We start from the raw sequence: 25,516 nt of genomic DNA on the forward strand, positions 1-25,516 counted from the left end.
CCGAAGGCGCCGCTCGCGGCGCCTTCGTTTTCCGGATCGCAGCACCGGGCGCATTTCGCGAATGCTGCGGACAACTTCGGTTGTCGCTTCAAATGGAGCGGTAGTTCAGTCGGTTAGAATGCTGGCCTGTCACGCCGGAGGTCGCGGGTTCGAGTCCCGTCCGCTCCGCCATCTTCGAAAAGCGCCGGAAACGGCGCTTTTCTTTTGTCCGAAGGGTTCATGCACGGCGGGCGCGACGCGTTCACGGCGCATGCAAGCGGCTACACTGTCGGGCTTCGCCCAACGCCGTCTCCGCAATGCTGCAGACCCTACGCGACAAGACTTCCGGCTGGTTCGCCACCGTGGTGCTCGGCCTGATGGTCATTCCGTTCGCCTTCTTCGGCGTCCAGGATTACTTCCAGCGCTCGCGCGAGATGCCCGTTGCAATCGTCAGCGCGCCACCGACATGGTGGGCCGGTGCGCCGTCGTTCTGGCCGGTGTCGCTGCTGTGGCAGCACGAGGACGTCAACCAGCGCGATTTCCGCGAGCGCTTCGAGCAGGAACGCCAGCGCGCGCGTCAGGAGCAGGGTGCGCAGTTCGACGCGCGCGAGTTTGAAAGCGCCGCGAGCAAGCGCAAGGTGCTCGAAGATCTGATCGACGAACGCACGCAGTCCTTGTGGGCCAAGCGCCAGGGCATCGTCGTGAGCAACGCGATGGTGCAGCAGGAAATCATGGCGGTGCCGGCCTTCCAGGCGAACGGCAAGTTCGACATGCAGCAGTACCGCCTTGCGCTGCGCAACCTCAATCCGCCGCGCAATGAAACGCAGTTCGAGCAGATCATCCGCGATGGGCTCGCGCAGTCGTTGATGCGCACGAGCGTCGGTGCCTCGGCATTCGCGACGCCGTCGGAAGTCGATCGCATGGTGGCGCTGCTCGGTGAGAAGCGCGACCTGTCGATCGTCGAGATCCCTGCACCTGCAGCGGACGTCGCGCCGGTAAGCAGTGCGGAAATCGACACCTGGTATCGCGCGCATGGCAACGACTACCGCGCGCCGGAGACGGTGAACCTCGAGTACGTCGACCTCGATGCCTCGACGTTGCCGCCGCCGGTCGTCGACGAGGCCGCGCTTCGTCAGCGCTACGAGCAGGAAAAGACGCGCTTCGTCGCGGCCGAGCAGCGCCAGGCGTCGCACATCCTCATCGCCGTGCCGGCTGGCGCGAGCGCCGCGGTCGAAAAGGCGGCGAAGGACAAGGCCACGCAGCTCGCTACACAGGCCAAGGCACCGGGCGCCGATTTTGCCGCGCTCGCACGCGCCAACAGCGACGACACCGGCTCGAAGGCCGCGGGTGGCGATCTCGGCTTCGTCGCCAAGGGTGCGCTGGCGCCTGAGTTCGAGAAGACGCTGTTCGCGATGCAGCCGGGCCAGGTCAGCGATCCGGTCCGCACCGAGTTCGGCTGGCACGTCATCCAGCTGCGCCGGATCCAGCAGGGCAATCAGGAAACCTTCGAGCAGGCGCGCGCCACGCTCGAGAAGGAGCTGGTCGACGCCGGCCGCGAGCACCAGTTCAACGAAACGACGTCGAAGATCGTCGACGCCGTGCTCAAGAATCCGTCGTCGCTCGGCCCGTCCGCACGCGTCGTCGGCGTTCCGGTGCTGACCGCCGGCCCGCTGGCACGCGGGCAGGGCACCGGCGTGCTCGCCAACCCGATGGTTCAGCGCACGGCGTTCTCGGAGTCGGCGATCGGGCAGGGCATGGTGTCCGACCCGATCGACGTCGGCACCAACCACAGCGTGCTGCTGCGCGTGACCGCGCATTCCGCTGCGCGCCAGCTGACGCTCGCCGAGGTGCGCGACCGCGTGATCGCCGCGATCCACGCCGATCGCACGCTCAAGGCGGCCCAGCAGCGCGCTGCGGCGGTGCTGGCGCAGGTCCGGGCCGGCCAGCCGCTCGCCCAGGTCGCGACGGCGCAGGGCCTGGCCGCACCGAAGCCGGTGATCGGCGTGCCGCGCAATGCGCAGGTCGCCGCGCCGGGCGTCACCGACGCGTTCTTCGCCGCCTATGCGCCGAAGGGCAAGGTCGCCGCGGGTTCGAAGGTGCTGCCCGACGGCCGCGGGCTCGTGTTCGTCGTCGATGCGGTCAAGCCGGGCACGGCTGCGGAGGCCGGCGGCGACATCTCGATGCTCGGCCGCCAGATCGCGCAGCTGCATGGGCTGGTCGACTTCGACGCCGCGGTTCGCACGCTGCGTCGCGGTTACAAGATCGAGGTCAACGAGTCGAACCTGTAACGGTCACGACTCGGCTCATCCGGACGGCCCGCTCATGCGGGCCGTTCGCGTTTTCGGCGAACGGTTGCCGCGCGCAAGGCGAAAAAAAGCCCGGTCGGAACCGGGCTTTCGATGAAACGTATTAATAAGAATCGCGACGATCAGTCGTCGTCGCCGATGCCGGTCATGCCGAGGATGTTGTAGCCCGAATCCACGTACGTGACTTCGCCGGTGATGCCGAGCGCAAGGTCCGAGCACAGGAACGCGGCGGTGTTGCCGACGTCCTCGATCGTGACGCTGCGGCGCATCGGCGCGTAGGTCTCGAAGTGGTGGAGCATCTTGCGGAAGTTCGCGATGCCGGCGGCGGCGAGCGTCTTGATCGGGCCGGCGGAGATCGCGTTGACGCGCGTGCCTTCCGGGCCGAGGTTGAGCGCGAGGTAGCGAACCGTCGCTTCCAGGCTCGCCTTCGCCACGCCCATGACGTTGTAGTTCTGCAGCGCGCGCTCGGCGCCGAGGTAGCTCAGCGTCAGGATCGAGCCGTTGCGGCCGGCCATCATCGGACGCGCCGCCTTGGCGAGCGCGGCGAGCGAGTACGCCGAGATGTCGTGCGCGATGCCGAAGTTCTCGCGGGTCAGGCCGTCGAGGAACTCGCCTTCGATCGCTTCACGCGGGGCGTAGGCGATGCAGTGGACGAGGATGTCGAAGCCGTCCCAGCGCTGGCCGAGCTGCTCGAAGCACTGCGCGATCTGCTCGTCCGAGGTCACGTCGAGCGGAAGCACGATGTCGCTGCCGTATTCGGCGGCGGCGGACTCGACGCGCGACTTGAGCTTGTCGTTCTGGTACGTCAGCGCGAGCTCCGCGCCCTGGTTCCGCATCGCCTCGGCGATGCCGGTGGCGATCGAGCGCTGGCTCGCGATGCCCGTGATCAGTGCGCGCTTGCCCTGCAGGAAACCCATGTGCTCTCCGTTCTGGCGCCCGCCAGGCGGCGGGCGGGCGCCGTAGTGTGCCCGCGGCGGCGCCGGGAGGCTACTTCGCGGCGAGCGAGTCGACCGCCAGCACCATGCCGGGTGCGAGCAGCTTGCCGGTCTTCAGGCCGTTGCGGCTGACCAGGTCGGCCACCGAAATGCCGTAGCGACGGGCGATGGTCCAAAGGTTCTCGCCGACCGCGACCGTGTGCTTGCGCGGGCCGTTCGAGATCGCGACGACCGCGGAGGTCAGCGCGGCCATTGGCGCGGTCAGGCTCTGCGCAGGTGTGGACGCGGGGGCGACCGGTGAAACGGCGGGTGTCGACGTCGCGGCGACCGTGGCAGGCTCAGGCGTCGTCGCCGGCGACGGCGCGGGCGCACCGAGTGCCGCGGCAGCCGAACCCGGGGCCAGGATCGACGGCGTGGACAGCCCGGCGAGCATGGCGGTCGGTGCCGGCTTGCTCGGCACCATGGCGATCATCGTGTCGGACGCCGGCGTCGGGCCCAGCGTGCGGATCGGGCGGTCGAGCGCGGCGAGGAAGCGCGGCTGCTGCTGCGCCTGCGCGATCACGCAGGAGATCGCGTGCAGCTTGTCGTCGTAGGAATTGGTGATGCCGGACAGGCCAGCGAGCGTCTGCGGGTTCGCGGTGCGCGGCGTCTGGCCGGCGCGCTTGATCGCGCCGAAGACGCGGTACTCGCCGGCGTTGTACGCCATGACCGCCAAGCGCCAGTTGCCGCCAAACATGCCGTGCAGGGTCTTGAGGTAACGGACCGCCGCCTTGGTCGAGTCGACCGCCGACATGCGGCCGTCGTAGCCGGCGCGCATCGGGACGTCGTGGTTGCGTGCGGTCGTGGCGATCATCTGCCAGAGACCGGCCGGGCCGGCGCCGCTGCGGGCGCTGGGCTTGTAGCCGCTTTCGACGAACGGGATCAGCGCGTATTCGCTGGGCAGGTGCGCGGCGCGCACCGACTCGACCACGTGACCGAACAGCTCCAACGTATTGGAGTTGCGATCCGTAAGGCGGTCCGGAGCGCCGGAGAACTGCTTCGTCCAGCGCGACGGCTCGGCCGGGCAGGTGGGTTCGGCGAGGCCGGCGCGGAAGTGCTCGAACACTTCGCGGCCGTTGCGGGAGTCGGCGGCGTGGGCGGCGGTCGTCGCCAGGCCGAACGCGGCCGCGAGCGCCAGGGCGCCCGTCTTCATGGAATAGGTATTCATGCCGCGAACCCGTCTTTCCACGCTCGAAGCGTGGCAAAGGTCTCGACACGGTCGGCCGGTGCACGGCCGAGGCGGCGCGTGGCGGCATCGACGACCGCGGGCTGGTCGCAGCGAAGGAACGGGTTGCACGCCAGTTCGTTACCGATGGTGCTCGGCAGCGTGGGCTGTTGGGCGTTGCGCATGGTCTGGGCCTCCTTCATGCGGCGCCGAAGCGCCGCGTTGTCGGGATCGACCACCGCCGCAAAAGCGGCATTGGCCAGCGTGTACTCGTGCCCGCAGCAGACCCGGGTTTCGGGTGGTAGCGCTGCAAGCCTCCCCAACGAGGTCTCCATCTGGGCGGCGTCCCCTTCGAACAGGCGGCCGCATCCCAGGCTGAAGAGCGTGTCGCCGCAGAACAGCACCGGATCGTTGCCGGCCGTCTCGACGAAAAAAGCGATGTGCGTGCGCGTGTGCCCGGGAACGTGCATCACGCGGATGGACCAGTCGTCGACTTCGAACGTGTCCCCGTCAGCGGGGCGGTTCATCGCAAGATCGACGCGGTCGTCGTCCGGTCCGTAGACCGGGGTGCCCTGCCAGCGCTCGAGGAGAGGCGCGGCGCCACTGACGTGGTCGGCGTGGTGGTGCGTGAGGAGAATCGCCGCCGGCGAGAAATCCTCGTTGTTCGCTGCGTCGACTACCGGGCCGGCTTCGCTGGGATCGACCACCAGCGCTCGGCCCTGATCGTTGCGAAGTACCCAGATGTAGTTGTCGACGCGCGCAGACAGCGGCTGCAATCGCATTGGCAAACACCTCCGTTCGGTTAGTGCCACCTCAGCGTGATGCCTCCTGAATACGCTGAACGGCTGCGGTGCTGGTCCCGAGGAAGCGGCGACCTTGCCGGCCTCGGTCCACCCCGTCAACCCGCGGTGACCGTGACGAACGCCCCTCACCGGCCGGAGACCTTGAGCAATCGTCCCTAAATGACTGATTCCTAGGCGCCGAATCGCATACTGAAGCGTATGGTTCCGTCCCGACGAGCGGTCGAGGCCGGGGTCCGTGCACAATGCCCGATGCGTCAAATTCCGATGAACGACTAGATGAACGAGCTGAAGGCCGTCCAGATCCACACCGACGGCGCCTGCTTGGGGAATCCCGGGCCGGGCGGCTGGGGTGCGCTGCTGCGCTACAAGGGCCGAGAACGCGAACTTTCCGGCGGCGAAGCGGCGACCACCAACAACCGCATGGAGCTGATGGCGGCGATCCAGTCGCTCGAAACGCTGACCGAAGCGTGTGCGATCGACCTCTATACGGACTCGCAGTACGTGCGGCAGGGCATCACCGAATGGATGCCGGGATGGGTTCGTCGCAACTGGAAAACAGCGGGCGGCGATCCGGTCAAGAACCGTGACCTGTGGGAACGGCTGCACGCAGCGACGCAGCGTCATCGCATTGCATGGCATTGGGTGAAAGGCCACAGCGGCGATCCCGACAACGAACGCGTCGACGTGCTCGCACGCACGCAGGCGCTCGCGATCAAGCAGGGCGCGAGCGCACCGATCGAATCGTGACGCGCGCGTAGTTCGCGCACACGTCTCCGAGACGCGGCCCGGCTACGCTTACCCGCAACGACGTACGGACTTATCGATGCGCCAGGTCATCCTCGATACCGAAACCACCGGCCTCAGCTGGGAACGCGGCTGCCGCGTCGTCGAAATCGGATGCGTGGAATTCGTCGAACGTCGTCCGACTGGTCGGACGTTCCATCGTTACTTGAATCCCGATTGCGACTTCGAGCCGGGCGCGTCGGAAGTCACCGGCCTGACGCTCGAGTTCCTCGCCGACAAGCCGCGCTTCCACGAAGTCATCGAGGAATTCCTCGAGTTCATCGACGGCGCCGAGCTCGTCATCCATAACGCGACCTTCGACGTCGGCTTCCTCGATAACGAACTGCGCAAGTGCGGTGCGCACCACGGCAGCATCGCGTCGCGTTGTCGCGTGGAAGACACGTTGCTGCTCGCGCGCAAGCGTTATCCGGGCCAGCGCAATTCGCTTGATGCGTTGTGTCGTCGACTCGGTGTCGACAATGCGCATCGCCAGCTGCACGGCGCACTGCTCGACGCGCAGCTTCTCGCAGAGGTCTACATCGGCCTGACGTCGGGCCAGACGGATCTCGGGTTCGGCGAAGTGGCGTCGGAATCGTCGGGCGATGCATTGCCGTTCGAGATCGACCTGAGCCGTCCGCGTCCGCGCATCGTGGTGTCGGACGAAGAACTCGCTGCGCACGAATCGCGCCTTGCGGTTTTGCGCAAGAAGGCGGGCAGCGCGGTGTGGGATCGCGTGATCGAAAACGCGACGGACGACGACGGCGCATTCGCGCCCGCGTGAATCAGCCGCGGCGGATCAGTACCGCCGTGATGTTGTCGGAGCCGCCGCCATCGAGCGCAGCGGCGACCAGCGTGTCGGCGCATTCCTGCGCGCTGCAGTCCATGCGCGCAAGCACCTTGCCGATCGACCGGTCGTCGACTTCTTCCGTCAGGCCGTCGGAGCAGAGCAGCAACTGCATGCCAGGACGCAGCTCGCCCGTCATCGTTTCGACATTGAGGCTCTTCGGGTCGGTGACGCCGAGCGCCTGCGTGACCACATTGCGATGCGGATGGCTGCGCGCCTGTTCCTGCGTCAGCGCACCGTTGGCGATGAGTTCCTGCACGTAGCTGTGATCCTGCGACAGCTGCAGCAGCTGGCCTTCGCGCCACAGGTAGACGCGACTGTCACCGACCCATGCGACTTCGAAGCGTTCGCCCTTGATGCGCGCGGCGACGACGGTGGTGCCCATCGGCAGCGCATCGTTGCGACGACGCGACATCGCGATGATTTCCTCGTCGGCGATGCGGATGGCCTGCGCGAGCGGCGTGCCGTCGCGCACTTCGCGAACGATGGTTTCGCGCGCGAGCGCGCTCGCGACTTCTCCGTACTCGTGACCGCCCATGCCGTCGGCAACGAGCCACAGGCCGAGCTCACCGTCGGCGTAGTAGGTGTCCTCGTTGAGTTCGCGACGCAATCCTGCGTGGGTCAGATGTCCGTATTCGATCATTGGGTCACGCGCGGGCGGTGGCCTGTCGAATCATCGGCGCGACGGTCCAATAGGGCAAGGCGGGGAAACACCTAATGCCTCGGGCGGTGGTTCGCGGCCGGTATTCGTGGGGTTTGACGTGGTGCGTCGCGGCGGTGCGCGCAGTACGTCGCGTCGGGTGGGATGGATGCGGGCCATCCATGGCCCGCACCCGCGCGTCGCGCGGGCGGCCATGCGGCCGTCCAAATCGGCTGTCCTGCCGATTTGTCGAACCCGGTGGGTTCTCGAAAGACCACCCGCTCGCCAGATACGAAAAAGGCTCCCGCGAGGGAGCCCTTTTCGTATCTGGCGGAGAGGGTGGGATTCGAACCCACGTTACGGCGAAACCGTAAACCGGATTTCGAATCCGGCGCATTCGACCACTCTGCCACCTCTCCGTGGTCCCCACCGGCGTACCGGCGGGCCGCGAATGATACGGCGGCGGTGGGGCGGCCGACAAGGCCGACCGTGTCACGGGTTTACACTGGCGCCCCCTGAATTCGAGGCTGCCCATGTCCGAGATCCTCGTGCCGGTGTCGTTCGGCGAGCTGCTCGACAAGATCGCGATCCTGCAGATCAAGTCCGAGCGCATGAAGGACGAAGCCAAGCTTGCCAACGTCCGCAAGGAGCTGTCGGCGCTGGAGAAGACGTGGATGGCGCATCCGGCGGCCGGGCACGACATCGTCCGCCTGCGCGCGGAACTCAAGGCCGTCAACGAGCGGCTCTGGGAGATCGAGGACGACATCCGCGTCAAGGAGAAGCGGCAGGAGTTCGACGGCGAGTTCGTCCGCTTGGCACGCGCCGTGTACTTCGAGAACGACGAGCGCGCCCGCATCAAGAAGGACATCAACCTCGCGCTGGGCTCGTCCTACGTCGAGGAGAAGTCGTACGAGGACTACCGGCAGCCGTCGGCCTGACCTGTCTCAGGCGTTGTCGGCGACGTAGCGCTCGAATGCCGCGATCGCGTCATCGACGGTAACGAGGTCCATGACCCCGTCGTACTCGATCTTGGTGCCCCACTTGATCTCGCTCGCCCGGCGCTTGAGGTGCTGGCGCGCCGCGTCGTCGTAACGATCGACGCAGTAGCGCACGTCGCTGTACGGTCCGCTGCGCAGCGGGTTGCTCGCGGCATGCAGGCCCAGCACCTTGGTGCCCATCGCGTTGGCGATGTGCATCGGCCCGGAGTCGGGCGTCATCACCAGATCGGCGCGTGCGAGCAGCGCGGGCAATTGTTTGAGCGTGTCCTTGCCGATGAGGTCGAGCGCCGGCTGCTTCATCGCCGCGAGGATCGCGTCGCCGGTCGTGCGTTCGAGTTCGCTTCGACCGCCGCATAGCACCACGCGCCAGCCGCGTTCGACCGCGTGGTCCGCGACTGCGGCATAGCGCTCGCTGCGCCAGTTGCGTCGCACGTGGCTTGAGCACGGCGAGATCATCAGCGTGCGACGGCCGTCGTCGGGCCATTGTGCCGCGGCCCATTCGAACGCGTCGGCGGGCACCGGCATGTCCCAGCGCACGGGCAGCGGCGTCAGACCGAGCGGCTCGGCGAAGCTGCCGATCGCATCGAGTACGTGCATACCGGGTCGATCGGCAATGCGTTCACGCACGAATAGGCCGTGCAGATCCTTCGATCGTGAGCGGTCGTAGCCGATGCGTCGTCGCGCCGGGACGAATGCAGACAGCAGATTCGCGCGTGCAGCCACCTGCATCTGCAGCAACGCATCGAATGGTTGTTGAAAGCCGCGCCGCATTGCCCGCATACCCGCGAGCGCGCTCTTCTTGTCGTATTCGACGAACGCCACATCCGGCAGTCCATCGAGCAAGCGGTGCTCGCCGCGTCCGATGATCCAGCTGATGCGCACGTCGGGAATGCCGGCGCGCAGCGTATTGATCAAAGGCAGCACGTGGGTCACGTCGCCCAGCGCCGACAGGCGCAGCAGGCAGACGCGCGCGCCGGGCGGAAGCGGAAGGGGGCGTGTCATGCGCTGATAGACTCCGGTCATGGCGACCGCGCATGCCAACGACGCACGGATCGAGTTCCACGGCCCCGAAGGCCGTGGCGTGATTGTGTTCGACCCCGAGCGCACGGGACAAGCGAAGCCCGAATGGTTCTCGCCGGTGGCATGGGGTGAGGGCGCGCGACCGGTCGCAACCGGGGGGCGCGGTGCAGCCTGGTTCGTCGACGCGCCGTTCGGCGCCTGCGTGCTGCGACAGTACCGGCGTGGCGGACTCGCCGCACGTGTCAGCAGCGCTGGTTACCTCTGGAATGGCGAGGACCGCGTGCGCAGCGTCGCCGAATACGAACTCACGCGCGAAGCGCGGCGTCGTGGTGTTCCGGTGCCGACGCCGCTCGCGGCGATGTACGAGCGGCGCGGGCTTCGTTATCGCGCGGCGATCCTGGTCGAGCGTCTGCTTGGAGTGGAGACGCTCGCAGCGTTGGCGATCGAAGGTGCTGCACCGTGGCGTGAAGCGGGTCGTCTCGTCGCGCGCATGCATCGCGCGGGACTCGATCACGCGGACCTCAACGCCGACAACCTGTTGTTCGATCGCAACGGTGGCGGCTGGGTCATCGACCTCGATCGCGGCGTGTTCCGCACCATCGGCGATGGTTGGCGTCACCGCAATCTTTCGCGCCTGCATCGTTCGTTGCTGAAGCGACGAGGTGTGCGTGACGTAGGCGAAGTCGAAGAAGATTTCACGCGTCTACAGGAAGCGTACGAAGACGCGTGGAGCGCCGCGTGAGCGAGTGGTCGCTGCGCCTGCACGGCGTCGGTAATGCATCGGCGGTGACGCTGGGTTCGGCGATGGCGACCATCGAACGCGGCGGTCGCCCGTGGCTGACGATCGACTGCGGCGGCGAAGGGCTGACGGCGTATCAGTCGACCTACGGCGAATCACCGCGCGCCCTGTTCGTCACGCATACGCACTTCGATCACGTCGCGGGTTTCGAGCGCCTGTTCGTCGATACGTTTTTCAACGATGCGCGACGTGGCAACGTCGTGATCTATGCGCCGGCGCCGCTGGTGCCGTTGCTGCAGCAGCGCGTCGCCGCGTATCCGAACGTGCTCGCCGAAGGCGGCGTCAATTTCTGGGATGCGTTCCGGCTGGTGCCAGTCGGCGATGCGTTCTGGCATGACGGCATTCGCGTCGACGTATTTCCCGTGCGCCACCACTGGCCCGACACTGCATTCGGACTGCGCCTGCGCGGCAGCGTGGTGTGGACCGGCGACACGCGTCCGATTCCCGAGATGCTCGCCTGTCATGCGGGCGAGGGTGAACTCGTCGCGCACGATTGCGGCCTTCACGGCAACCCGTCGCATAGCGGCATCGACGATCTCGAACGCGAGTACCCGCGCGAGCTGCTCGACCGCTGCGTGCTCTACCACTACGCAAGCGTGGCTGATGGCCAAGCGCTTGCCGCGCGCGGCTACCGCGTCGGGCAACCGGGCGAGGTGATCCCGCTCGCCGAGCCGACCGCCGAGCGCGCGACGCCTTGGACCGGCTGACCGTCGCACCGTTCTTACGGGCGGCCGGTTAATCTTCGCGATCCGATTTGCGAGGTTGCCATGTCCAAGCGTCGCCACCGCCTGCGCGTGTTCCTCACCGAGCCCGGTCGAATCGAGCTGGGCACCCTGCTGACGCCGTGGATGCGCGTGGGTTCCGCGTTCGGCGCATATGTCGAATGCCGCAAGGTCGACCTGGACGGCGCCTACGTCGAACTGAGCCTGGACCTGCAGGGCGATGACGACGAGAGCGTCGAGGTGCACCTGTCGGTGCCGCATCACTGCATTTCCGCGGTGCTGGAAACCGCCGACTTCGAAGCGTTCGGGTCGCTGTACGCGGATTGATCGCGAAAGGCCGTCGCCCGAATGGGCGATGACCCCGCCGGCTTGCCTCGGCACCCGCGTCAGTCGATACCGTTGCTGCCTTCCGGCCCTGGCGGGGTTTTCGACCTAGCGTCGCGAGGGGCCGACGGGGCCACCATAGAGACTTGCATGGAGCGCACCGCAAGCGCTGCGGTGTTATGGCGGAGAGAGGGGGATTCGAACCCCCGAAGCGCGGTTTAGACGCTTACACACTTTCCAGGCGTGCTCCTTCAACCACTCGGACACCTCTCCGCACCTGGGCCTGAGTCGGGCGTCCGGCCGTCTTCAGGGCCGGTGATTCTACGCCGCGGGGGTCGGCAGCCACAAGGCGCGCACGGCGTGCGACGGGGCTCTGGCACAATCCTTTCACCACGCCGGAGACGCCGGCGGCACGCGCCGGAATCGAATGTCCTACCTCGTCCTCGCCCGCAAATGGCGCCCGAAGCGCTTCGCTGAACTGGTCGGGCAGGAACACGTCGTACGCGCGCTGACCAACGCGCTGGACAGCGGCCGCGTGCACCACGCCTTCCTGTTCACCGGCACCCGCGGCGTCGGCAAGACGACCATCGCGCGCATCTTCGCGAAGTCGCTCAACTGCGAACGCGGCACGTCCGCCGACCCCTGCGGCGAGTGCAATTCCTGCCGCGACATCGACGCCGGCCGCTTCATCGACCTGCTCGAGATCGACGCCGCCAGCAATACCGGTGTCGACGACGTGCGCGAGGTCATCGACAACGCGCAGTACATGCCGTCGCGAGGCCGGGTAAAGGTCTACCTGATCGACGAAGTGCACATGCTGTCGAAGTCGGCGTTCAACGCGCTGCTGAAGACGCTGGAAGAGCCGCCGGGCCACGTGAAGTTCCTGCTGGCGACCACCGACCCGCAGAAGCTGCCGGTGACCGTGCTGTCGCGCTGCCTGCAGTTCAACCTCAAGCGCCTGGACGAGGAACAGATCCGCGGGCAGATGCGCAAGATCCTCGAAGCCGAGGACATTGCCGTCGAAGACGGCGCGGTGAAGCAGCTCGCGCGCGCGGCCGATGGCTCGTTGCGCGACGGGCTTTCGTTGCTCGACCAGGCGATCGCCTACACCGGCTCGCAACTCACCGATGAAGGCGTCGCCGCGATGCTCGGCACGGTCGACCGCGGTCGTGTCGGTGCGTTGCTGGACGCGTTGTCGTCGGCCGATGGCGCGGGTCTGATGGCGGAAGTCGAACGCCTTGGCGAGTTCTCACCGGATTGGGACGACGTGCTCGAAGCCGCCGCCGAAGCGCTGCATCACGTGCAGTTGCGACAGTTGGTGCCGGGCGCGGCGATCGAGGTCGATGGTGTCGATATCGATGCGCTGGCCGATGCATTGCCGGCCGAAGTCGTGCAGCTCTGGTACCAGATGGCGTTGAACGGTCGACGCGACCTTCCGCTCGCTCCGAGCCCGCGCGCCGGGTTCGAGATGGTGATGCTGCGCATGCTGGCGTTCCGTCCGGGCCCGAGTAGTGCGACGTCGACGGGTGAAACGCGTCCCGAGCGGGCGTCGGTGCCGACGCGTGCTTCGGGTAATGCAGCCGCCGCGGCACGTGCGGCGCTCGATGCCTCGCCGTCTCCGCGTGCAGCCGAGCCCGCGGTCCCACCGCCACGCGCGCCGGCGGTCGAAACCAAGGTCGCGCCGCCGGTGACCGAATCGAAGCCGGTCGCGGAGGCAAAGGTCGAGCCTGTATCCGCACCGGTTTTGGAGGCTCCGCGCGCAGCGACGCCGGAACCCGCGGCGGCGTCCATTGCATCCGCGACGACAAATGACGGCGGCTTTTCAGACGCCGATGCATGGCGCGACTGGGTCGAAACCTGCGACCTGCGCGGTCCCGCGCGACTGCTCGCCGAGCACGTCGGCTTTGTCGCATGTCGCGATGGCGTGCTGAGCCTGTCGATCGAGCCGTCGGACGAGCACCTCAAGGGCGCGTTGATGGTGAAGATGCTTACCGACGCGCTTGCGGCACGTTTCGGCCAGGCGCCGCAGCTTCGCTTCGAAGCGCCGGCGCGTCCGGTCGACTCGGTGCGCGTGCATGTCGAGCGCGCGCGCGATGCGAAGCAGGCTGCTGCGCAGCGCGACTTCGAACAGCATCCCGATGTGCAGCGCCTTGTCGCCGCGGGCGGCCGCATCGTCCCCGAATCCGTGCGTCCGCTCGAACGCTGACGCCAACTTTTCGCTACGGAGAAAACCTCATGCGTGGAAACATCGCCCAGCTGATGCAGCAGGCGCAGAAGATGCAGGAAAACCTCGCGAAAGCGCAGGAAGACCTTGCCAAGATCGAAGTCACCGGCAACGCCGGCGCGGGCATGGTGAGCGTCACCATCACCGGCCGCATGGAGTGCCGCAAGGTGCGCATCGATCCGAGCGTCATCAGCGATCCCGAGATGGCCGAAGACCTGATCGCCGCTGCGTTCAATGACGCAGTGAACAAGGTGAATGCCGAATCGCAGTCGCGCATGTCGGCGGCCACCGCGGGCATGCCGATTCCGCCGGGCATGAAGATTCCGGGCTTCTGAAGCAGGTGTTCGCGTTGAGCTTCCACCGTTCGCGGAACGTATCGCGATGAGCACGCTGCTTGACCAGTTGATCGAGGCGTTCCGTGTGTTGCCGGGCGTCGGCACCAAGTCCGCGCAGCGCATGGCGTATCACGTGCTCGAGCGCGAACGCGCGGGCGGGCGCCAGCTGGCACAGGTGCTCGCCGAAGCGGTGGAGCGCATCGGTCACTGCGAACGCTGCCGCGACTTCAGCGAGAGCGAGGTCTGCAACGTCTGCTCGAGCGCATCGCGCGATGCCGACCAGCTCTGCGTGGTCGAGACGCCAGCCGATCGGCTCGCGATCGAACAGGCGACTGGCTATCGCGGTCTGTACTACGTGCTGCAGGGGCGGTTGTCGCCGCTCGATGGCATCGGCCCGCGCGAACTCGGTCTCGATCGCCTGAGCGCGCGACTTGGCGAAGGCGAAGTACGCGAATTGATCATCGCGACGAACCCGACGGTCGAAGGCGAGGCGACCGCGCATTACGTCGCGCAGCTCGCACGGCAGCAGGGCGTTGTGCCGAGTCGTCTCGCGTACGGGGTGCCGCTGGGTGGCGAGCTGGAATACGTCGACCGCGGCACGCTGTCGCATGCGTTCGGCAGCCGCAGCGAAATCAAGGAGTGAGCGCGTGACCGAGACCGATACGACCATCTTCGGCAAGATCATCCGTCGCGAGATTCCAGCGGACATCGTGTACGAAGACGATGACCTCATCGCGTTCCGCGACATCGCACCGAGCGCGCCCGTGCATGTGCTGTTCGTGCCGAAGACGCCTATCGCGTCGCTCGATGCGGCGAAACCCGAGCACGCCGAACTGCTCGGCAAACTCATGCTGGCCGCGGCTGCTTATGCGCGTCGCGAGGGGTTTTCGCAGGACGGCTATCGCGTCGTCATGAACACCAATGCACATGCGGGGCAGACCGTGTTCCAGGTGCATCTGCATCTGCTCGCGGGTGCGGCGCTCGGTGGGTTCGGAACGCATCGCTAACGAAAACCCCTAGCCGTGTGCGCGATCGCCGCACAATGAAAAACGCCCGGAATTCCCGGGCGTTTTTGCTTTCGACGCTAGCGCGTCGCGATCACCACCAACCCCACCACGGCCACGGCGCAGGACGTTCGACGACGTCGACGTGCTCACGTACCGGCCACAGGTACACCACGTCGGCGGCGACGCGCGGCACGCGGTAGTCGTAGGCGCCGATGCGGCGGTTCTCATAACCGTCGATGTGGCCGGTGAAGGTCACTTCGCGGTTCTTCTCGAACACCGCAGGGTCGTAGAAGCCGTTGCGGCAGGCGATGAAACGACCGCCGACGTCGTCGCTCGCCCAGTACGGGCGGCCCGATTCGTCGAGGTGCGTGGAGATCATCTGGAAGCAGGTGCGATTGCTCTGCGGTTCGACCTCGACGATGCGGCCACCCCAACGCACGGTGGTGCCGGCGCTGTCGTGGTCGGACGCCTCGCGCGGCGTGATCGGTGCGTACTGGCCCTGCAGCGGTTGCGGCAACGTCGCGCAGGCCGCGAGGGCCATGGCGAGCGCGCCGGGAACGAGTGTGTTGCGTCGTTTCATTGCGGCCTCCGGACGGGAGCGCGTCCAGCGCATGAGTCTTATGAAGAAGGCCGATGCGCACGTAGATCGCGTGCCAGCCTCCGCGCGGACGCCTCGTCCGCGACATCGGCAGCGTATCGCGAATCCGTGAAGCGGGCGGTGAGATCCAGCAACTCGTGCGCGCCATCGCTACGTGCCTTTGAGATCCGTTCAGCCCAAGCGCTCGCCGGCTCGTACGGTGCGCGTCCGAGGCCGGCACGCGCGTAGCGTCGACCCAGTACGTGCCACGCGCGCATCACCGGGTCCTGCTCGCGCGGTGCGCGCAGGCTGAGCCAGACCATGAGGCCGACCGCGAGCGACGCGGCGATCGCGAACATCAGCACCAGCTGCATGCCGCTCAGTCGCCCCAGGCCGAACGGCGCGAGCAGGCGTTCCTGGCGGTCGGCATTGAAGCCGAGCACGAGGTCGTTCCAGTTCTGCCGCATCCAGTCGCCGACCTGCGCGAACCCGCGCGGCCCTTGCAGGGTTTCGAACAGCCCGCCGGCGGGAAGGCGATCGTCGACGGTGTCGTAGATGCGCTCGGGCGCGACCGCGGCAGTCGGATCCACGCGCACCCAGCCGCGCTCCGGCAACCAGACTTCAGCCCACGCATGGGCGTCCATGCGACGGATCATCCAGTAGCCGCCGAGCCGGTTCCATTGCCCGCCGACATAGCCGGTGACCACACGCGTCGGAATGCCCGCGGCGCGCATCAACATCGTGAAGCCGCCGGCAAAGTGTTCGCAGTAGCCGGTATGCGTCTGGAAGAGGAACTCGTCCATGGTGTCGCGGCCGAGCGGTGGCGCGGAGATCGAGTACGAGAAGTCGCGACGGATCCAGTTCAGCGCGTATTGGACGATCGCGTTGTCGTCATGCAGGCGCGCGCGCAGGTCGCGGCCGAGTGCGACCGTGCGCGGGTTGTAGCCGTCCGGCAGTGCGAGCGCGCGACGACGCAATGCATCGGGCAGCCGCGTCTGCATGACGGCCGGCGGCGACGACGTCATCTGCCAGCGCGTCAGGCTCGCGAGCGGTCGCGCGGCATGCAGGCTGTAATCCCACGTCAGCGACGCGCCGTCGGGCGCGGCGAGCGGCAGGTCGAGCGCGACGAGCTGGTTGCGATCGGTGGGCTCGACTTCGAGTGTGTAGGTCCAGCGCGTGGTCGACGGCTGCGCGCGATCGAGCGACCAGATGCCGATGTCACGCGCGCGCCGCCATGTGCGGCCGTCGAAGTCCCAGAGTACCGGCCCGCGCCAGTACATCGCGCTTTTCGGCGGCGTCGGCCCGATGAAGCGCGCGCGCACCGCGACGCTGTCGTCCGCGAGCAGGTCGATCCAGTCGCCGGGCGACATGGAATCGGAAAGCCCGACCTTCGCGGCGGCGCGATCGGGCACGCCCCACATCGGCGAACCGACGCGCGGGAACAGCCAGAAGATCGCCAGCGCCAGCGGGATGCCGAACATCAGCAGGCGCATCGCCTGTCGCATCGGCGGCAACAGGCCGGGCGCGGGCATCTCGCCTTCGAGTGCGGCGAGGCGTTGCAGCGCGCCGAGTACCAGCATCGCGCCGAGCAGGCCGAGTGCGAGCGTCCATGGCCCCTGGTCGAGCAGGAACGTGGAGAACGGCGCGAACAACGCGAAGCCTACGAGGCTTCGACCGTCGCGCAGGCTCGTCGTTTCGGCCGGCTTCAGCGCGAGCATCGCGCCGAGCATCGCGCAGCCGGTATCGCGGCCGAAGTGGAAGCCGAACTGCGCCGCGATGGCGACGACGATCGTGATCGCGAGCAATGCGCGCACGAAGTTGGATAGCGGCTTGCGCCAGGACAACATCGCGATCACGACGGCGGTCGCGCCGATCGCGAGCGCAGTCGGCCCTGGCAGTTGCAGCAGCAAGGGCAACAGGCAGAGCGCGGCGACCAGCAGCGTCCAGCGACGGCTGCCTTCGTCCAGCGGGCGGGCGATCGCGTCAGCCATGCGGCATCAGCGCGAGAGCGCGCAGGCACGCATGACGCTGCGCGGGGCCGCGGTCGGGACCGATGACGGCTTGCGTCGGCAACCACAGGCGATAGCGGCGACCATCGCGTTCGGCGTCCTCGACCCAGCGTGCGAGCCGGGCGATGCGAGCTTCGTGCGGCAGCCCGTGCAGCTCGCGCCAATCGAGTTCGATGTCGGTGCCGGTCGGCTGCTCGAACTCACGCACCAGCAGCGTGCCGCGCCGCGCGGAAGGCTTCCATGCGATCGCGCGCTGCGGATCACCGGCGCGGTAGTTGCGCAGATGGTGGACGTCGTCGCCGGCGGCATGCAGCCGACGCGCAGCGGGATCGCCCGAGCCGGTCGGCAATGGCGGCGACACGGCTTCGGGCGCGGGATACACCAGCACCGGCGTGTCCGGCCAGACGTACGACCATGCGCGCGCAAGCCCCAGCGGCCACGTCGTATGCACGCGGATGCGCGGCACGTCGAGCCAGCCGCGATGCTGGGTCGCGACGTCGAGCACGACTTCGCCCGAGCCGTCGCGCAGCGTGAGCGGCACCGCGTCGATGTTCTCGTAGTCGACCATCAGGCCCGATCGCGGGCGCGCATCCGCGTTGCGGGCATGCACGCGAAGGTGCAGCGTGCGACCCGCGTGCACCGGTTCGGCATCGACCGCAACGATCGACACGCCGCTCAATTGCAGCTGCGCGGAAACCAGGCTCGCCATGCCGGCGCCCGCGAGCAGGAACGCCATCAGCAGTGCGGGATTGTTGTTGTAGTTGAGGCCGCCCACCGACATCGCGGCGATGAGCGCCGCGAAGAACAGGCCGAAGCGCGTCGGCAGCACGTAGATGCGTCGCCGGTCGAAGCGGACGGGCAACGATTCGGGATCGCGCGGTCGCGCCAGCGCGAGCAGCCGCCGACGGAGGCCACGCGCCTTTGCCATCAGTCGACGGGGACCGAATGCAGGATGGATTTCGCCGCCGCGTCGTCGCTTCCGGCGTCCGCATCGATCACCAGACGATGCGCGGCGACAGGCGCGAACAATGCCTGCACGTCTTCCGGCACCGCATGCGCGCGACCGAGCAGCAGCGCATGCGCGCGCGCCGCACGCAGTAGCGCGAGCCCCGCGCGCGGCGAGAGCCCGACGCGCACGCCCGGATGCCGGCGACTGCGTGCGAGCAAGGCCTGCACGTAGCTGATCAACGCCTCGCTGGCGTGCACCTGCGATACCGCATGGCGCGCAGCGTCGAACTCGCCGTCGGCGAACTGTGGTGTCAGTTCCGCGATCAGCTGGCGGCGATCCGCACCCGCGAGCAGTTCGCGTTCCGCGTCCTCGCCCGGATAGCCGAGCGAGAGCCGCAGCAGGAATCGATCGAGCTGCGAATCCGGAAGCGGATACGTGCCGGACAGATCCACCGGGTTCTGCGTCGCGATGACGAAGAACGGCGAGGGCAGCGGACGCGTGACGCCGTCGACCGTCACCTGATGCTCGGCCATCGCTTCCAGCAGCGCGCTCTGCGTGCGTGGCGGCGCGCGGTTGATCTCGTCGGCCAGGAGCACCTGCGTGAACACCGGGCCGGGATGGAATTCGAACGCCTGCCGCGTGGTGTCGTAGATCGACACGCCGAGGATGTCGGCGGGCAAGAGGTCCGACGTGAACTGCACGCGCTGGAACTTGAGGCCGACGGTCGCGGCCAGCGCATGCGCAAGCGTCGTCTTGCCTAGGCCCGGAAGATCCTCGATGAGGATGTGCCCATCGGACAGCAGCGCGACGAACGCAAGACGCACTTCATGCGCCTTGCCGAGCACGAGCGCATTGACCTGCGTCTGCGCGCGGTCAAGGGCGTCGCGGTGGTGTTGCGCTAGCATGCTCGCCGTCGTGCCTGAGGCCATGTTGTCTCCGCGCAATGGAATCGGGCGGCATCCCGCCGCAACCCGAGTGTAGCGAGGTCGGATGAGGATGCAGTCGGAGCCCGTGGCGACGCGTGCGCGGCGCCAGTTCTGGGCGCTGTGGGCGGTCGTGTTCGTCGTCAAGATCGTCGTCGCGGCGCATTTGCCGCTGTTCGTCGACGAAGCCTTCTACTGGCAGGAGGGCCAGCACCCCGCGGCGGCGTATTCCGATCTGCCCGGCCTGACCGCGTGGTTGACGCGACTGGGCGTCGCGATCGGCGGCGCGCATACGCTCGCGCTACGCATGCCGTTCCTCGTCGTGGCCATGCTGGTGCCGTTGCTCGTCATGCGCATCGCGCGACGCACGTTCGGCGAGACCGAAGGCTGGCAGGCCGGTGCGTTCACGCTGCTGCTGCCGCTGGTGGGGACGCTCGGACTGCTCGCCGTGCCCGATCCGCTGCTCGCGCTGGCGACCCTGCTATGCATGGACGCCGGCGCCTGCCTGCTGCGCCGCGTCGACGCAGGGCACGCGCTCGAACTTGCGGCTGGACTCGCGATCGGCGCGCTGAGCCACTACCGCTTCATCGCAGTGATTGGCGTTGGCTTTCTCGTGCTCCTCGCCACGCCCGACGGCCGCCGCCTGCTGAAGGACGTGCGCGTCATTATGGCCGTCATCCTCGGCGCGGCCGCGTGGTCGCCGCTGGTCTGGTGGAACTACGACAACGCCGACGCCGGCCTGCGTTTCCAGCTGGTCGAGCGCCATCCGTGGGCCTTCCATGCGAGCGGCCTGTGGTTCATCGCGATCCAGGCGCTGCTGGTCACGCCGCTGCTCTTCGTCGCGCTGCTGCAGGCGGGGCGCAACGGCCTACGTAGCCCGCTGCTCACCGCGCGATGGTGCGCGATGCTGGGTCTGCTCGTCGTCGCCGGCTTCTTCGTGCTCGGCTTCTTCGCGGACACCGAGCGCGTGAGCTTCCACTGGCCGGTGCCCGGTTTCGTCGCATTGATGCCGCTACTCCCGCGCTTCCTCGCCGGCTGGCCGCCGATGTGGCGGCGCGCGACCGCGGTGGTCGCGGGGCTCGGTTTGATTTCGGTGATGGGCTACTACGTCGCCGTGTCGATTCCCGACGTGCGCGCCCGAACCGCGGCGGAGAAGTGGTATCCGTCGAACTTCGCCGGTTGGGACGAGGTCGGCGATGCGGCGCGAGCGCGACTGCAGCAGATGCCGCCGGGGACACGCGTCGTCGCCGACAACTTCAAGCTGGGCGCCGAACTCGGTTTCGCGCTCGGCGATCCCGACATCGTCGTTCTCGACCATCCGCTCAACCGCAAGCACGGCCGCGCGCCGCAGTTGCATCTGTGGGGCCTCGACGCCGATCCGCGTACGTTGCTCGCGCGTGGGCCGGTGCTGCTCGCGGTCGGCATCAGCGAGGTCGACTTCAAGGACCTGCATCATCGCTACCTCGAGCTCTGCCAGCACGTTGGCCCCCTGCCGGCGCCGCAGGTTCTTAATATCGATCACGGTCGCCAGCGACTCGCGCTGTTCCGCCTCGACAAACCCACGCAGGGTCCGTGCACGACGCCCGCGATGGCGTGGATCGACCGCCCCGCGATCAATGCGAAAGTCGGCCGCAAGTTCGAGGTATCGGGCTGGGCATTCCGGCACGGCGTCGGCTTGCAGCGCGTGGAGGCGACATTGGACGGGCACGTCGTCGGCGAAATGCGCTATCGCCTGCCGTACGAGGGATTGACGAAGTCGTGGCCCGGGCTCGTCGAGCCGAACGCTCCGGCGCTCGGTTTCTCAGGATCGGTCGACGCGGGCATTGCGCACCCGGGGCGCCACTGGCTCGGCTTGCGCCTGCAAGGCGACGACGGCGCGGTCGAAGAATGGCCGGAAGTCCCGGTCGTAATCTCGCGCTGAGTCAGGGCAGGGCGAAGCCGGCGTCGCGCAGCAGGCGCGTCGTCGCGATCAGTGGAAGCCCGATCAATGCGGTCGGGTCATTGGTTTCGATCGCGTCGAACAGCGCAATGCCGCGACCTTCCGACTTGAAGCTGCCGGCGCAGTCGAGCGGACGTTCAGCGTCGACGTAGCGCTCGATCTCGGCGGTCGACAGCTCGCGGAAACGCACCCGCGTGCGATCGATATGCAAGCCGAACTCGTGTTCGCCGCGCATGACGCACAGCGCGGTAAGGAACGTGACGCTGCGGCCCGACATCGACGCGAGCTGCGCGATCGCACGCTCCGCCGAACCGGGCTTGCCGAGGATGCGACCGTCGAACTCGGCCAGCTGGTCGGAACCGATGACGCAGGCTTCGGGCACGGCGCGGGCCACTGCGCCGGCCTTCGCGCGTGCGAGTCGTTCGACGAGTACCTCCGGCGACTCGTCGTCCAACGGCGTTTCATCGACGCCCGGCGCGATGCAGTCGAACGTCACGCCTAGTCGTTCCAGCAGTTCGCGCCGATAGCGCGACGTCGAAGCCAGGACGAGCCGCGACTCAGTCACGCGGCAACCTCGCTTCCTCGATCTGCACCAGCTGATGATCGATGCGAGTGCGTGCCTCGTCGATCGCATCGCGCACGCGGGCGAGTTGCTGGGGCGTCGCGTCGTGGCCGTGGTCCCGCAGCCACAGGCGCTGGCGGAGCATTTCGCGCATCGCGTCGCCGACAGCATTGGGGCTGTGTTCGCCGGCAACCGCCTCGATCTCGGCCTTCGCGACGCGCAGGCGATCTTCCAAGGCGTCGGCTGCGTCGAGGACGTCGCGCACCGCGCGCTGGTGCGGCGAGAGGCGGCGGGCACGCAGCAGCAGGAAGATGGCGGCGAGGACCGCGACGACGGCAAGCAGGGACACAACAACGGTCACGGCGATCTCCGGCTGAGGCCTCGCAGTCTGACCCGCAGCCCCGGCGCGCGGCAACGCACGCGGCGTGACGGCCGTCGCCGGTTTGACACCGCGCGGGCGCCTCTCTAACATTTCGCGGCTTATGTCCGCGGAAGCGCCACGCCAGTCTGTACCCGCGACCCTGGACGCCTGGCGCCAGGTCACCGCGCGGTCGGGTTACGAGGGTCGCGTTCCGCTGGCGTCGCTTCGCAGGCTCGCGAGCCTGCTCGAGTCGCCCGACGGTCACGCGGTGTTCTCGCTCGATTTCGATCGTGACAATTTCGGCATCGCGTATGTCGAGGTTCGCGTCGAAACCGAACTGCCGCTGGTCTGCCAGCGCACGCTCGAACGGTTCATGTTGCCGGTCCATATCGACCAGCGCATGGGCCTGATCCGCGACGAGGCCGAGGAATCGGCCCTGCCGCCGGGCTACGAGGCGCTGCTGGTCGACGAGTCGGGGGAGCTGGAAACGCTCGCGCTGGTCGAGGACGAGCTGATCCTGGCGGTGCCGGTCGTGCCGGTGAAGCCGGGGTCGGAAGCGGTCGAAAGCGAATGGGGTGAGGGTGAGCTGGAGGAAACCGGCCGTCCCAATCCCTTCGCCGCTCTCGCCGCGCTGAAGAACAAGCCGGAGTAACGCTCCGGACGGGTCCGCCGGTGGCATGCGCCGCCGGGCTGGGCGATAATTTCCCTCTTTCGGCCCGGGCGAGCTGCCCGACGCCGCCACACGTTTCACCGGAGCACCCCGATGGCCGTTCAGAAGTCCCGCGTTTCTCCCTCCCGCCGTGGCATGCGCCGCGCCCACGACGCGCTGAGCCCGAAGCAGCTGGCGACCGATCCGACCACCGGCGAGACGCACCTGCGTCACCACGTCACGGCCGACGGCTACTACCGTGGCAAGAAGGTCATCGACGTCCGCTCGAAGGTCGCCGACGAGGAGTGATCGACGGGCGCCCCGGCGCCTGACGACACGGTCCGCGTCGATGGCTTGGCCTCCGGCGCGGGCGGCGGTTGATCCCGCCACCGATCTCGATGCGACCTCCGGGTCGCATCGCCGTTTTTCAGGCCGCCGTACATACGGCGGCGTCCGTGGACGCCTCGCGCTCCCCGGACCCCGGCGAGGCAGGGGATGACCCAGACCATTTACGCGCGCATCGCGGGCACCGGCAGTTACCTGCCGGAGAAAGTGCTGACCAACGCCGACCTCGCGAAGTTCGTCGAAACCAGCGACGAGTGGATCGCATCGCGCACCGGCATCCGCGAGCGCCACGTCGCCGCTGAAGGCGAAACGACCTGCGACCTCGCATTCCATGCGGCAACACGTGCGATGGAAGCTGCGGGTGTCACGGCCGCCGACATCGACCTGATCATCCTCGGTACGACCACCCCGGACATCATCTTCCCGTCCACCGCCTGCCTGCTGCAGGCACGCCTCGGCGCGATCGGTTGCCCGGCGTTCGACGTCAACGCCGCCTGCTCCGGCTTCGTCTACGCGCTGACGGTGGCCGACAAGTTCATCCGTTCGGGCGCCGCGAAGACCGCTTTGGTCATTGGCGCCGAGACGCTGACGCGGATGCTCGACTGGAACGACCGCTCGACCTGCGTGCTGTTCGGTGATGGCGCGGGTGCGGTCGTGCTCAAGGCCGACACGGACACCGGCATCCTCAGCACGCACCTGCACGCCGACGGCACCAAGCGCGACCTGCTGTACAACCCGGTCGGTGTGTCTGTGGGCTTCAAGCCCAAGGAACACAACGCCGGCGTGCGCGTGATGATGACCGGGAACGACGTCTTCAAGTACGCGGTGAAGGCCCTGGATTCCGTCGTCGAGGAAACGCTCGAAGCCAATGGCCTCGATCGCCATGACATCGACTGGCTGATTCCGCACCAGGCCAATCTGCGCATCATCGAAGCGACGGCCAAGCGCCTCGACATGCCGATGGAGCGCGTCATCGTCACCGTCGACAAGCACGGCAACACGTCGTCCGGCTCGGTGCCGCTGGCGCTTGACGAAGCGGTGCGTTCGGGTCGGGTGCAGCGCGGCCAGCTGCTGCTGCTCGAAGCGTTTGGCGGCGGTTTCACATGGGGCAGCGCGCTCGTTCGCTACTGATCGGGTAGCGCGCCGCAGCCATCGAACGCCCGCCGCATTCCGGCGGGCGTTCGCATTTTCGGCAAACGGCTGTGGGATGCGCCGATCAGCGGCGTACGCCGGAGTACAGACAGCGCGAAGCCTTCGTCCGTATGATGGCGCGTTCTTCCAAACGGGCTGTCGCGTGACCGGTACGCAACTCGCATTCGTCTTTCCCGGCCAGGGCTCGCAGTCCGTTGGCATGCTCGCCGACCTCGCTGCGGCCGAGCCGATCATCGCGACCACGTTCGCGGAGGCCAGCGAAGGCGCTGGCGTCGACCTCTGGGCGCTGAGCCAGAACGGTCCCGACACCGAACTCAACACCACCGAATTCACCCAGCCGGCGTTGCTCGCTGCCGGTATCGCCGTGTGGCGCCTGTGGCAGGCGCGCGGTGGCGCGATGCCGTCGCAGCTGGCGGGCCATAGCCTTGGCGAATACAGCGCGCTCGTCGCTGCCGGTGCGTTGCCGCTGGCCGACGCTGCGAAGCTCGTGCGCTTGCGTGGTCAGCTGATGCAGGCCGCGGCGCCTGCGGGTACCGGTGCGATGGCCGCGGTGCTCGGTGCGGACGACGCGCTCGTACTCGAAGTCTGCGAGGCCTGCAGCGGTCGCGAAGTCGTGGTGCCCGCCAATTTCAATTCGCCGGGGCAAATCGTCATCGGCGGACATGCGGATGCCGTCGAACGCGCGCTGGTGATGCTCGCCGAACGCGGCGTGCGCAAGGCGGTGAAGCTCGCCGTCAGCGTGCCGTCGCATACGCCGCTCATGCGCGAAGCGGCCAATCGCCTCGCCGAGGCAATGAACGGCCTGCAGTGGTCGGCGCCGCAATTGCCGATCGTGCAGAACGTCGACGCAGAGGTGCGCACCGACATCGCATCGATCCGCGATGCGCTCGTGCGCCAGCTCTACCTGCCGGTGCAGTGGACGCAATGCGTCGAAGCGCTGATCGCGCGTGGTGCGGGGCGCATCGCCGAGTGCGGTCCGGGCAAGGTGCTGACGGGCCTGGTGAAGCGCATCGACAAGTCGGTCGACGCACGCGCGCTCGGAAACATCGCCGACCTCGACGCCGCGCGCGTCGAGTGGCGCGCCTGATTCCACGACGTCGCCAATAACCGGCGACATGCATTACGCG

At 67.7% G+C, this 25,516-nt stretch carries 27 protein-coding genes, 3 tRNA genes and 1 other RNA gene; 17 read left to right on the forward strand and 14 right to left on the reverse strand.

Annotated features, from left to right (window positions below):
• Window positions 1-94 precede the first annotated feature (94 nt).
• A tRNA-Asp gene (locus ACVWWW_RS05885) sits at window positions 95-171 on the forward strand.
• Window positions 172-296: 125 nt separating this feature from the next.
• Entirely contained in the window at window positions 297-2,267 is a 1,971-nt protein-coding gene (locus ACVWWW_RS05890) for a SurA N-terminal domain-containing protein (protein WP_027082591.1), read from the forward strand.
• Between the two features lie 140 nt (window positions 2,268-2,407).
• Here ACVWWW_RS05890 and ACVWWW_RS05895 read toward each other — a convergent pair whose 3' ends face one another.
• The 3 genes from ACVWWW_RS05895 to gloB all read right to left on the reverse strand — a co-directional run bounded on the left by ACVWWW_RS05895 (window position 2,408) and on the right by gloB (window position 5,206).
• Window positions 2,408-3,202, reverse strand: coding sequence for an enoyl-ACP reductase FabI (locus tag ACVWWW_RS05895; RefSeq protein ID WP_027082592.1), 795 nt, complete (start codon window positions 3,200-3,202; stop codon window positions 2,408-2,410).
• A 70-nt stretch (window positions 3,203-3,272) separates the two neighbouring features.
• Window positions 3,273-4,427, reverse strand: coding sequence for a lytic transglycosylase domain-containing protein (locus ACVWWW_RS05900; RefSeq protein WP_051234975.1), 1,155 nt, complete (start codon window positions 4,425-4,427; stop codon window positions 3,273-3,275).
• The gene (gene gloB / locus ACVWWW_RS05905; RefSeq protein WP_027082593.1) at window positions 4,424-5,206 is read right to left on the reverse strand and encodes a hydroxyacylglutathione hydrolase; all 783 of its coding nucleotides are present in this window, start codon (window positions 5,204-5,206) and stop codon (window positions 4,424-4,426) included. The genes ACVWWW_RS05900 and gloB overlap by 4 nt, the downstream gene beginning before the upstream one ends.
• 297 nt (window positions 5,207-5,503) lie before the next feature.
• Between gloB and rnhA the strand changes: the two genes are divergently transcribed.
• Both rnhA and dnaQ read left to right on the forward strand, forming a co-directional pair.
• Window positions 5,504-5,974 (forward strand): ribonuclease HI, encoded by a 471-nt coding sequence (gene rnhA, locus ACVWWW_RS05910; RefSeq protein WP_456998654.1) that lies wholly within the window; start codon window positions 5,504-5,506, stop codon window positions 5,972-5,974.
• A 76-nt stretch (window positions 5,975-6,050) separates the two neighbouring features.
• Window positions 6,051-6,791 (forward strand): DNA polymerase III subunit epsilon, encoded by a 741-nt coding sequence (gene dnaQ, locus ACVWWW_RS05915; RefSeq protein WP_027082595.1) that lies wholly within the window; start codon window positions 6,051-6,053, stop codon window positions 6,789-6,791.
• Between the two features lies 1 nt (window position 6,792).
• Here dnaQ and ACVWWW_RS05920 read toward each other — a convergent pair whose 3' ends face one another.
• Window positions 6,793-7,497 carry a protein phosphatase 2C domain-containing protein gene (locus ACVWWW_RS05920; protein WP_027082596.1) on the reverse strand — a complete coding sequence of 235 codons (705 nt, stop codon included), beginning with the start codon at window positions 7,495-7,497 and terminating at the stop codon, window positions 6,793-6,795.
• A gap of 325 nt (window positions 7,498-7,822) precedes the next feature.
• A tRNA-Ser gene (locus ACVWWW_RS05925) sits at window positions 7,823-7,913 on the reverse strand.
• Between the two features lie 114 nt (window positions 7,914-8,027).
• On the opposite strand from ACVWWW_RS05925, the gene ACVWWW_RS05930 reads away from it, so the two are divergent.
• Window positions 8,028-8,432 (forward strand): DUF6165 family protein, encoded by a 405-nt coding sequence (locus ACVWWW_RS05930; RefSeq protein WP_027082597.1) that lies wholly within the window; start codon window positions 8,028-8,030, stop codon window positions 8,430-8,432.
• A 6-nt stretch (window positions 8,433-8,438) separates the two neighbouring features.
• On the opposite strand, the gene ACVWWW_RS05935 is transcribed toward ACVWWW_RS05930, so the two are convergent.
• A complete protein-coding gene (locus ACVWWW_RS05935) occupies window positions 8,439-9,494 on the reverse strand; it encodes a glycosyltransferase family 9 protein (RefSeq protein ID WP_036142328.1) in 1,056 nt (351 codons plus the stop codon).
• Between the two features lie 19 nt (window positions 9,495-9,513).
• On the opposite strand from ACVWWW_RS05935, the gene ACVWWW_RS05940 reads away from it, so the two are divergent.
• From ACVWWW_RS05940 to ACVWWW_RS05950, 3 genes are read left to right on the forward strand one after another with little or no spacing between them, the layout of a single operon-like run.
• Window positions 9,514-10,254 carry a 3-deoxy-D-manno-octulosonic acid kinase gene (locus ACVWWW_RS05940; RefSeq protein ID WP_051234977.1) on the forward strand — a complete coding sequence of 247 codons (741 nt, stop codon included), beginning with the start codon at window positions 9,514-9,516 and terminating at the stop codon, window positions 10,252-10,254.
• A complete protein-coding gene (locus tag ACVWWW_RS05945) occupies window positions 10,251-11,018 on the forward strand; it encodes an MBL fold metallo-hydrolase (RefSeq protein WP_027082600.1) in 768 nt (255 codons plus the stop codon). Before ACVWWW_RS05940 ends, ACVWWW_RS05945 begins: the two co-directional genes overlap by 4 nt.
• Window positions 11,019-11,078: 60 nt before the next feature.
• Window positions 11,079-11,360, forward strand: coding sequence for a hypothetical protein (locus ACVWWW_RS05950; RefSeq protein ID WP_027082601.1), 282 nt, complete (start codon window positions 11,079-11,081; stop codon window positions 11,358-11,360).
• Window positions 11,361-11,391: 31 nt separating this feature from the next.
• Here the strand turns inward: ACVWWW_RS05950 and ffs are convergent.
• Both ffs and ACVWWW_RS05960 read right to left on the reverse strand, forming a co-directional pair.
• Window positions 11,392-11,488: signal recognition particle sRNA small type (gene ffs / locus ACVWWW_RS05955), an RNA gene on the reverse strand.
• Window positions 11,489-11,537: 49 nt separating this feature from the next.
• Window positions 11,538-11,630: transfer RNA gene (locus tag ACVWWW_RS05960), tRNA-Ser, on the reverse strand.
• A gap of 154 nt (window positions 11,631-11,784) precedes the next feature.
• Between ACVWWW_RS05960 and dnaX the strand changes: the two genes are divergently transcribed.
• From dnaX to ACVWWW_RS05980, 4 genes are read left to right on the forward strand one after another with little or no spacing between them, the layout of a single operon-like run.
• Window positions 11,785-13,563 carry a DNA polymerase III subunit gamma/tau gene (dnaX, locus tag ACVWWW_RS05965; protein WP_027082602.1) on the forward strand — a complete coding sequence of 593 codons (1,779 nt, stop codon included), beginning with the start codon at window positions 11,785-11,787 and terminating at the stop codon, window positions 13,561-13,563.
• A 29-nt stretch (window positions 13,564-13,592) separates the two neighbouring features.
• Window positions 13,593-13,916, forward strand: a complete 324-nt coding sequence (locus ACVWWW_RS05970; RefSeq protein ID WP_027082603.1) for a YbaB/EbfC family nucleoid-associated protein — start codon at window positions 13,593-13,595, stop codon at window positions 13,914-13,916.
• A 46-nt stretch (window positions 13,917-13,962) separates the two neighbouring features.
• A complete protein-coding gene (gene recR, locus ACVWWW_RS05975) occupies window positions 13,963-14,559 on the forward strand; it encodes a recombination mediator RecR (protein ID WP_027082604.1) in 597 nt (198 codons plus the stop codon).
• 4 nt (window positions 14,560-14,563) lie between these two features.
• Entirely contained in the window at window positions 14,564-14,923 is a 360-nt protein-coding gene (locus ACVWWW_RS05980) for an HIT domain-containing protein (RefSeq protein WP_027082605.1), read from the forward strand.
• A gap of 91 nt (window positions 14,924-15,014) precedes the next feature.
• Here ACVWWW_RS05980 and ACVWWW_RS05985 read toward each other — a convergent pair whose 3' ends face one another.
• Genes ACVWWW_RS05985 through ACVWWW_RS06000 form a run of 4 tightly spaced genes read right to left on the reverse strand, consistent with a single transcriptional unit; the run spans window position 15,015 to window position 19,363 of the window.
• Window positions 15,015-15,503 carry a Slp family lipoprotein gene (locus tag ACVWWW_RS05985; RefSeq protein WP_027082606.1) on the reverse strand — a complete coding sequence of 163 codons (489 nt, stop codon included), beginning with the start codon at window positions 15,501-15,503 and terminating at the stop codon, window positions 15,015-15,017.
• Window positions 15,504-15,541: 38 nt separating this feature from the next.
• Entirely contained in the window at window positions 15,542-17,491 is a 1,950-nt protein-coding gene (locus ACVWWW_RS05990; RefSeq protein ID WP_027082607.1) for a DUF3488 and transglutaminase-like domain-containing protein, read from the reverse strand.
• Window positions 17,484-18,440, reverse strand: a complete 957-nt coding sequence (locus ACVWWW_RS05995; RefSeq protein WP_027082608.1) for a DUF58 domain-containing protein — start codon at window positions 18,438-18,440, stop codon at window positions 17,484-17,486. Before ACVWWW_RS05995 ends, ACVWWW_RS05990 begins: the two co-directional genes overlap by 8 nt.
• Window positions 18,437-19,363 (reverse strand): AAA family ATPase, encoded by a 927-nt coding sequence (locus ACVWWW_RS06000; RefSeq protein ID WP_027082609.1) that lies wholly within the window; start codon window positions 19,361-19,363, stop codon window positions 18,437-18,439. The genes ACVWWW_RS05995 and ACVWWW_RS06000 overlap by 4 nt, the downstream gene beginning before the upstream one ends.
• 91 nt (window positions 19,364-19,454) lie before the next feature.
• On the opposite strand from ACVWWW_RS06000, the gene ACVWWW_RS06005 reads away from it, so the two are divergent.
• Complete coding sequence (locus ACVWWW_RS06005; RefSeq protein WP_027082610.1) at window positions 19,455-21,302, forward strand: glycosyltransferase family 39 protein; 1,848 nt, start codon at window positions 19,455-19,457, stop codon at window positions 21,300-21,302.
• Between the two features lies 1 nt (window position 21,303).
• On the opposite strand, the gene ACVWWW_RS06010 is transcribed toward ACVWWW_RS06005, so the two are convergent.
• The gene (locus ACVWWW_RS06010; protein ID WP_027082611.1) at window positions 21,304-21,885 is read right to left on the reverse strand and encodes a Maf family nucleotide pyrophosphatase; all 582 of its coding nucleotides are present in this window, start codon (window positions 21,883-21,885) and stop codon (window positions 21,304-21,306) included.
• A complete protein-coding gene (locus ACVWWW_RS06015) occupies window positions 21,878-22,243 on the reverse strand; it encodes a hypothetical protein (protein WP_196804343.1) in 366 nt (121 codons plus the stop codon). The genes ACVWWW_RS06010 and ACVWWW_RS06015 overlap by 8 nt, the downstream gene beginning before the upstream one ends.
• A gap of 121 nt (window positions 22,244-22,364) precedes the next feature.
• Here ACVWWW_RS06015 and ACVWWW_RS06020 point away from each other — a divergent pair, with 121 nt between their 5' ends.
• From ACVWWW_RS06020 to fabD, 4 genes are all read left to right on the forward strand, one after another.
• Window positions 22,365-22,895 carry a YceD family protein gene (locus tag ACVWWW_RS06020; RefSeq protein ID WP_027082613.1) on the forward strand — a complete coding sequence of 177 codons (531 nt, stop codon included), beginning with the start codon at window positions 22,365-22,367 and terminating at the stop codon, window positions 22,893-22,895.
• 111 nt (window positions 22,896-23,006) lie between these two features.
• Window positions 23,007-23,201 carry a 50S ribosomal protein L32 gene (rpmF, locus tag ACVWWW_RS06025; protein WP_027082614.1) on the forward strand — a complete coding sequence of 65 codons (195 nt, stop codon included), beginning with the start codon at window positions 23,007-23,009 and terminating at the stop codon, window positions 23,199-23,201.
• A 186-nt stretch (window positions 23,202-23,387) separates the two neighbouring features.
• Entirely contained in the window at window positions 23,388-24,368 is a 981-nt protein-coding gene (locus ACVWWW_RS06030) for a beta-ketoacyl-ACP synthase III (protein WP_027082615.1), read from the forward strand.
• Window positions 24,369-24,531: 163 nt separating this feature from the next.
• The gene (fabD, locus tag ACVWWW_RS06035; RefSeq protein WP_027082616.1) at window positions 24,532-25,476 is read left to right on the forward strand and encodes an ACP S-malonyltransferase; all 945 of its coding nucleotides are present in this window, start codon (window positions 24,532-24,534) and stop codon (window positions 25,474-25,476) included.
• Window positions 25,477-25,516 lie beyond the last annotated feature (40 nt).

This window comes from Lysobacter sp. HA18 (assembly GCF_054057595.1).